The sequence below is a fragment of the Paenibacillus campi genome (genome assembly GCF_034659835.1).
In the GTDB taxonomy this organism is placed as follows: domain Bacteria; phylum Bacillota; class Bacilli; order Paenibacillales; family Paenibacillaceae; genus Saccharibacillus; species Saccharibacillus campi.
Genome location: NZ_JAXSQZ010000008.1, coordinates 229,226 through 236,813, shown reverse-complemented (window position 1 = coordinate 236,813; position 7,588 = coordinate 229,226). Strand labels below are relative to the sequence as shown.

4 protein-coding genes are annotated in these 7,588 nt (G+C 44.5%); all 4 read right to left on the bottom strand.

Annotation, left to right across the window (positions count from 1 at the left end):
• Positions 1-896: DUF5704 domain-containing protein (locus tag U1I11_RS18110; RefSeq protein ID WP_322907534.1), on the bottom strand; the 896-nt coding region annotated here is incomplete at its 3' end.
• A 721-nt stretch (positions 897-1,617) separates the two neighbouring features.
• The gene (locus tag U1I11_RS18105) at positions 1,618-2,673 is read right to left on the bottom strand and encodes a copper amine oxidase N-terminal domain-containing protein (protein WP_322907533.1); all 1,056 of its coding nucleotides are present in this window, start codon (positions 2,671-2,673) and stop codon (positions 1,618-1,620) included.
• Between the two features lie 768 nt (positions 2,674-3,441).
• A complete protein-coding gene (locus U1I11_RS18100) occupies positions 3,442-4,605 on the bottom strand; it encodes a pectate lyase family protein (protein WP_322907532.1) in 1,164 nt (387 codons plus the stop codon).
• Between the two features lie 847 nt (positions 4,606-5,452).
• Positions 5,453-6,769: an AAA family ATPase gene (locus U1I11_RS18095; protein WP_416235636.1), complete on the bottom strand. Its 1,317-nt coding sequence runs from the start codon at positions 6,767-6,769 to the stop codon at positions 5,453-5,455.
• Positions 6,770-7,588: the final 819 nt, after the last annotated feature.

Genomic DNA, 7,588 nt, shown 5'->3' with positions numbered 1-7,588 from the left:
TCATCGGTCTGGCTGTCTACTTGATGTTGAAGCTTGCTTTGGTCATTCGGCAGCGAAGGTCGACCCGATTTCCCTCCATCTAGCGTGCTCGGGCTATACGTCATCGAGCCAGAGTTAGCTGGACGCACATGATCCTTCACCTCCGTACTGGCTTCCTTCGTTAACGTCGGCGGCATGTAATGCGCGGCTGGCAGCGTCACGGTACCGCCGGGCAAGGCATGATTCGTTACTTTCGCTTGGGCGATGCCCAACACTTGCAGTTGCTGAATTTGCCAGTACGCATACGGACGTGTGAAGCTAAACGTATACGTTTTGGTCTCACTGGCGGTGCGTGTGCTCCATGTTTTGCGGCTGTTCTTTTCTTGCCACTTGAGGCTATACCGTACCCTCACTTCGCAGTCATACCGGATCGTGCCTTTCCTTTCGGCAAATGTATGCTGGAACAAATACGCATATCCCCACGCATTGGCGTACACATATTCACTCGTGGGTATGCCTTGGGTCGCATCAAAATGCCGTCCATTCGCCCGATCATCGCTCAAAATGTGGGCGGCAGCTTCGGGGTTTAGCTGTTGGTTACTCATCGTTTGGGCTGATATGGGCGGCAGGATCGTATACGCACATCCTCCTTTTCCGTCGGAAGCCGGCGCTTCATCTTCACACTGTTCATTGTCGGCACTCGTTTGACCCGGTTGACACGGTTGTCCGACTTCGTAGTATTGGTAGATGCGATACTGTTCAAATGATCCGGTATACGGCTGTAAAGCTGGCGGATGTCCTTTGGTGATCGCTTGTGCTGTCGACGGATCGCTGCCATCGGTTGTTTTTTTGTAGCCGGCATAGGTGTAACCTTCATGGGTTGGGGGTTGGAATTCATATGTAGTGCCTGGCTTCATGTGTTCGATGCGCGGCGGGAAGATGTCGTTAAGCGATTTGCCGTCGATCGTTTTGTAATGGACGCTTAGGTCGGCTGTGAGTTCGATTTGGAACAGGACTGCTGCGTAGATGCGGTAGCCTTTGACGCCATCATTGCAACGGTTACCGCAAGTATAGGTGATGTCTTCTACTAGCTTAGAATTCGTATCTAAACCAATTAGAAGGTCTAATGGTATCTTTGCTGTATCTGTTCCAATACCTGAAGGAGTAAAATCGATAGACTCATTAACAGTTGTGCTACTTATATATTTGGAATAGTCTACCCAATTATCAGAACGAGAATCTGTAAAATATTCCATCAATAAGTCGCTGTTAGCACTTTGCTTTGGATCATCTGGATTAAATATGCTCGCTTCAACGCTTTTGACTGTCCGATTAGGAAAGTTAAAAGCGTATGTTTGTTGAGCTAAACCTTGCATTCCTGTTTGAGGTTGCTTATTGTTCTCCCAGGAAGAACCTTTCCACATGTCGTAATACATCATGCCTACAAAGTAACGGTAGTTCGCTTGTGTTGTATTTATGTCTTTATCTTTGTAGTATTTCAACGGTGTAATTGCTGCTCCTTCAGCTGCATAACTTTTAGAATTCATTTGTGCAAAGAGCGGTACAACTAACAATAGAACCATTACGACTGCAACCAGACGTTCATATCGCTGTACCCAGCGTATAAATCCGCTCATCTTATTCTTTCCACGGATTCTGCAAAAGCAACATCGAATCCAAAGAAACATACTGAATCGAAATATAATCTAAATCTTTTGGACTTAAAGGTGTAGCATCAACGATTCCCTGCAAATCTGAGTCAGCCCAAGAAAAAATTTTGAAGAAATAAAAAGCAGACCCATCTGAATTTTTAGTTTTCAGTTGTGCTATCGCAGAACGATCACGATAATCTTGTTTAGTTGTTAAGTAAGCAATAGGATAATTCTTACCGTTAGTACGAACGCGGAAAAGTTGCATTCCATCGATCCACACGGGCTGAATATCGTAAATGATCACATCGTCAACTTTGATTGGAAAATCTGATTGCTTCATAATGATTACATCTTTGTAAGGGCTTCTAGATAAGTTTTTCAAAAAATATTCATTGTTATTTTGATCAAAATACTTCTTCACTGTAGAAATCGGTTGCTTTTTTAAATTCAACTCCTCCAGCGTCGGCACATCCTTCCCCCCAATCCACACCCACTTCCCCACCTGATCCCACTCCACCGTCTGTCCCAACCCTTCACTCACCAGCCGTAATGGCACATACGTCCGCTGCTGTTTCACTATAATTTGGCTATCATACGTCTTGCTCTGCCCATCCACTACCGCTGTTGCTGAGCCGACCGTCAGTGTCACGCTATGCTGAGCCGTTTGTAGCGTTACGATTTGCTGTCCACTCCGATTCAAATAACCGACCTGTGCGCCTAGCTTTTCCGAAATAAAACGAATAGGCACCATAACCGCATCGTGCTCATCTTGAAAAGGTTTGGCATCCGGAAATGCCATTTTACGCGCATGGAGCAGCACTTCGATAGCAGATGTTGGGACTGCCGCCGCTGTCGTATGGGGACGATACAAAAGTACAGCACTTGCAATCAGACTGACTCCCACCAATGACACCATCATCATGTTCGCGAGCCGCTGCGGCGGGATTGATTTTTTCACATTCGCCATCGTGTACCGTTTCCCACTTTCCATCGCGCCTTTGTTCTCTGTTACCTGCTGTGCTACAGTTGTTTGTTTTGTCATGCTCAATTCCTCCTCAAGTTCATCTCATTATGTACGGCTACATATTACGATACGTAAGGTCAACTCATACAGCGTACGTATCGTAACAAGGACAGATCGTACAGGTGATCCTTCTTCATTTTATCGGTAGTGCATCCAGTTTTTATAATTTAATTGCAATATATTAGGACATCAAATATATACGTGTTCATTCTTCATCATTTTTCAAGATCATTTGTTCAAGTTATCTCGTTATCATTTGTCCATTAACATCCTTTTTTGCACGCCCCATCAGCCTACGCTGGCAAAATGACTGGTGAACATAAAACAAACCATTTCGACTCCATATGAAGTCATTCGAAATAAAGTCATTCGAAATGAAGTGATTCGAAACTATCCACTGACAACCGTAAACGATCATTCATCTGCTCCAAACTATACAACCCCCTTCCCCTTCCCCTTCCCCACCTTTCTGTTTCCTTCCAACCTTACCGAAACAACTAAAAAGCACACATAATCCCCACCTAGGAATCATGTGTGCTTCACATGTCATTATTGATTTAAACTTAGCTTAAAAGACTTGTACACACTTGTCAATATCCATTCCACCTATCACACATGCGATAATGAACCATTCTGCCAGTTTGCCCAATACATAGCCCTACAACAGGTTAAATAAACTGCGCTCAAATTTCAGCCAGTCGATTCACAGCCTCGTGTACTGTTATCGTTCATTTTACTGTTATTATAAATGAGTACAAAGCTTACACGAACAGCATCGATTGTCGCTCATTTTGGACCCGCATTATTTTGCACAGTACTAGGAATTCCCGCTGCATCGCCCACGGTGTAGCTATAAGGGAACGATGTGCCCGGAAAAGCGGCTCCTTGTGCATTCGTGCCGGTCGTCTGATTGTACACATTTTTGCGTTCATAAAATGTATAGCCATCCGAACCGTTATCCAGTCCGACTTGGTGGCTGTTGTTCGTTTTGTAAAAATAATTGCCTTCCGAGAAGATCGTGCCACCGCTGCCGATCTGAGCGGCATTATATTGCTCTTGCGGGAAACCTTTAGCGTTTTTGCCGCTTGGCTGTGTGCTATTATCAAAATAATTGTTATACATATGCACATAGCCGCGCAGCAGCGGACGACCTTTCATATTCGGACCAAACCAGTTATGATGCAATGTCACATGTAGCTTGCCGCCGCCATATTGATGTGAATCATTTTTGTTTGAACCGATAATCATCGCTAGGCGCTCGGAGGCGAGGTCTTGATTCGTACCGACCCAATTCCAGAGCGGATTCGGATTCATATGAAGCCAGCTATCGGTAAAATAAAAATGACTGTTCGAGACGGTCGCATAATCCGAACCTTGTGAAATCAAAAACAAATCATCGCTAATATTGTACATCGTTACATGATCGACCAAAATATTGTTCGTGCGTCGAAACGATATGCCGAGATAGTTGGTACCGATACCGCCAGGCTGTGTATCGGCGCCGGACAGATTTTGCAAGTCTTTAATATTGCCGTAAAACGTAATATTTTTGACGACAACGTTTTCGATATTCGTGCCTGCTGGCAATAGCTCACCGCTAAATTTAAGCTGAATATTTTGCAGCACCGCTCCACCGCCAGGTGCACCTTCAATCGTCGTATTGTTCCACTTCGTGCTGGCAAAAGTAAATGTTTTGGGCGTAGTGCCGCCATAAATATTACCTTTAATCACAATATGATGCTTGCCCGCATTAAAAGCATTTTCCAGCTCAGTCAAATTCGTGACGGTTACCGCTGCTTCATTGGAACCTGTCGTTGTCGCATAACCGCCTGTTGCAGCCGCATTTGCCTCATAACTACCTGAAATAACCGCAGACAGTAGCGCTACACCGGCAAGTGCCAGCTTAAAATGAAAGGCATATTGGCGTCGTACATTGGGAAAACGGATCATCGGTTGCTCCTCCTCATTCAATCATATTCATGAAATGCACACGTTAACAATAGTATCGAACTACGATATTATTGGACGATCGATCAGCATCGTCATCCTAAACAAAAGTAAGTTTTGGCGAATGAAGACGAAGGCGAACCGCCAACGCTCACGTTTACCACTCGCCAGTCATCCCCATTTTTTAAGTCCAAATAACTATAATCGCTTTCAACATAAAAAACGTCATCATGCAATATTGATCTACCAACCGAGCTGTCGATCAAGCAAACCGTTCTAGCTATGCTCAATTTCCGACTAAACCATTTTAATGCAATTTAATAAGTTGCAGTTAAACGACACAAAAACGTATGTACGCTATCGCTCCCCTTTCTGTATGGAAAATTATGATAATTTTATTGATAAACCCAATTATAAATGTAGACTGTCATTTATTCTATATAAATAGACCGCTATCCAATATGCAGTGAATAACATAGTTATCACCGATATGATCGTCCTGTTTATTAACACAACAATGATCTTACTTACAAAAATAAACCTTCTTGCACATGCGTACAGCCCTGTCTGCTGCTACGTTCACAGCGAAACCGGCATGAGCTAATCCGACACAAAACAAGCACGATTCAAACTTATTTCTTTATTTATAACGTATAAAAATACAGATATTGCTATTCATCACTTCAAAATGAGCGTATTTCACACAAAAAACAGAGCAGCGTTGCTACTCCGGTTACTTTGAAGAATATTTATTTCTTCAAAAACCGCTTAGCAATTCGCTGCTCTGTTTAATTTTCAAGTCTGTATTAGGGTTTAGTGTTGCACAATCAGCACATACCAGACTCCACTTTTAAAAATGAAACCCGACGCGCCCTTCACTATTGTGCAGCCATACCCCTTTACGGCTCTTATCCAGCTCACCGCGCAAACCTTGAATGACCTCGTGCATATCCAGCTTGCCTTCTTCATGCCAGCGTAGTGCAGCCGACACATACAGCTCGCCTAGCTGGGCGAATGTAAACCCTTCAGTCATACGTGCTGCTTCAACCACCGTCTCATCACCGGCAAACTCATGCAGGCGTTTGCGGCGGAAGTATTCGAGGCGCAACTGCTCATCCGGCAATGTAATCTCATACGCACGATCAAACCGTCCGGCACGGTTCATCAGACCTGGATCGATTTTCTCGGGATAGTTGGTCGTACCGATTAGGAAAATACCTTCTTTGGAAGTCGCCCCGTCGAGTGTATTCAGGAAAAAGGAGCGCGCTTCCGTCGGCATCGAATCGATATCTTCAATCACCAGCACCATCGGCATCATTCGTCCAGCCGCTTCAAATACTTCCTCGATCGACTCGCTGCTCGTATACTCGGTAATTTGCCAATACGCAACCGGGCCGGGCACACTGCCAGCAATCGATTTAACGAGTGTCGTTTTGCCGTTACCTGGATGACCGTACAGCAAAATGCCGCGTTTGTACGGTACATCGTATTTGCGGTAAAAGCTGCGATCCTCCGCAAAAAAACGATCCAATGAACGATAAATATCCTGTTTAATCGCAGCCGGCATAATCACATCGTCGCGTAATACGGCGCGGCTGACCGGCTCTAGCTGGCGATTAATGCCATGACGTCCATCGGTAAATACGGTCACCCGCTTTAAACTTTGTTCACGCTGACGCACACGCACATCCGCGAGAAAAGCGAGCAATGCTTGATCACTTACAGCAAATACAAGATCATCATTGCTGATCCCATGCTCGCGAAACACAGGCATGCGGGCGAGCGCGATACCTGCCTGCGGATACACAAACACATTATTTTTCAAAGACCGATGCACATCAAAATCCGGCTCCGGTTTATCGCCATCATATTCAAATGTCCATTCTTCCAGCCGGTCATAAATACGGGTCACATGCTCAACTTGAGGGGACGCTTGCCGCAGGTCTTCCTCCAACAATGTCCAATATTCCACATTCGGGTCCTCGCTCGCATATAGCGTATACGTTACACCGTACCGCTCCAACAGCCGCTGTTCGATGCCTGCAATAATACGGGCATAATCGGCATAGCGAGCAGGTTGATGCGGGTTTTGCTCATCATATCGAATGATCGCGTACTTCTGCTCATGGGCAGTATGACGCGCTGTTTCTTTACTGGTACGGTAAATAGAATCCAAACCGTTACCCTCCTTTGTTAGTTGCATACTTAACGATTGTAGCGATGATACGTGTAACAACAGTTGATCCAAACTTGTTCGGCAACGCCTTTTTCCAAATTAGAGCGTGGATGGGATGGCAGCATGGCAGTATAGCAGGATTAGTGCAAAACCGTCATTTGCAGCAACGGAAAACCGCCTCTACTATGATGATACCGCCAATCCCATATATATTATTCAATTATACGCTTTTGTAAGGCAAACATGTACTTACATGAAAGAAGTGCATCTGTAAAACATACCGATTCGATGCCGTTTAAGTAGCGCTTGAGTTCGTAACCTATACAGCAGGGATGATTGTATGTCGTTAAGCGCCCACTGTGACATTTAAAACGTCATCATCGCCGGAGTGAGTAGGCTGTCTCAAATGAAAATCATGTTTGAACGTAACCTAGTCATCAGCAAGCGATTGTTATAGTGATAAACTCTAAATGTACTTAAGACAAGCTACTAGTGACTTGTCTCAGGAAGATGTAAGGTTGCGTCCATCTGAACCCTGCTTGAACCGTGCAACATTCAGACGAACGCCATCCCTGGATAAATTTGAGACAAGCTACTAGCTTGGCGACGAATTTTTGTTATACATCTTTTTGTTACATACCTATTGATACATATTAAACCTAGTGACTTGTGTTCATCAAATCGTCGGTAGGTAGTGTTCATTTTAGCCCTATTGATGAACTAGTTCAGGAAAGTTCAAACGAACTGTTACGATGTATCATTTTCCAACATCATCATGAGCACATCAGATCGATTCAACTGTGATTTTGC

Coding starts and splice junctions, on each gene's coding strand:
- U1I11_RS18105 (WP_322907533.1), bottom strand. CDS start 2,673: ATGACAAAACAAACAACTGTAGCACAGCAGGTAACAGAGAACAAAGGC.
- U1I11_RS18100 (WP_322907532.1), bottom strand. CDS start 4,605: ATGATCCGTTTTCCCAATGTACGACGCCAATATGCCTTTCATTTTAAG.